We start from the raw sequence: 643 nt of genomic DNA, 5'->3' as shown, positions 1-643 counted from the left end.
CCGCCTTCGTGGCCGCGCCGCGCGAATTCCACGCCGCCGGGGCACCCGCCGCTCCTCCGCCGGTCCCGATGGCGACGACGGCGCCGCAAGCCGCACCACCCTTGCCGCAGCGCGCGATCAGCGAAATCCTGGAGCCGCATACCGCGCGCGGTGCGCTCGCGCCGGAATTGCCGCCGGACCATCCGCTCGAGCCGGGCACACGGCCGGGCGGGCGCGTCGCCACGCCGTCGGAGCGCATTGCCGCCTCCGAGAGCGCGATCAGCGGAATTCCCACTGCTCCGAAGGAGCCGGTGTCGTCGTCGAGCTTCATCGCGGCCGCGCGCCGCGCCGCCCAGGCCGCCGCCGCGCAGCCGCCTGAGAAGCCGGCCCGTGGGGCCAAGGCCGCAATCGCCCGCGCCAAGGACAAGGGCCAGGAAGGCGCTTCGACCATCACCTCGAAGATTCGCTCGCTGCTGGTCGGCGCGAGCGTGGTCGTGATCGTGCTCGGCACCTTCAAGATGGCGATGAACCTGCTCGATGGTGGCAGAGCGCCGCCGGCGCCGCAGGCGATGGAGAACACGTCCAGCCAGCCCGCGCCGCAGGCCCCGCCGCCCCCGGTCGAAACCAAGCCCGCCACGCCCGAGCAGGTCACGCCCTCGATGAC

At 73.9% G+C, this 643-nt stretch carries 1 pseudogene; it reads left to right on the top strand.

Going from position 1 to position 643, the window contains the following annotated elements:
- Positions 1-643, top strand: a pseudogene (locus AC1D00_RS44165) (hypothetical protein); the annotation flags it as partial.

The sequence above is a fragment of the Bradyrhizobium sp. P2_E8 genome (assembly GCF_056403875.1).
Note: the sequence above shows the minus strand (reverse complement) of the source record. Positions and strands in the feature narration are given on the sequence as shown.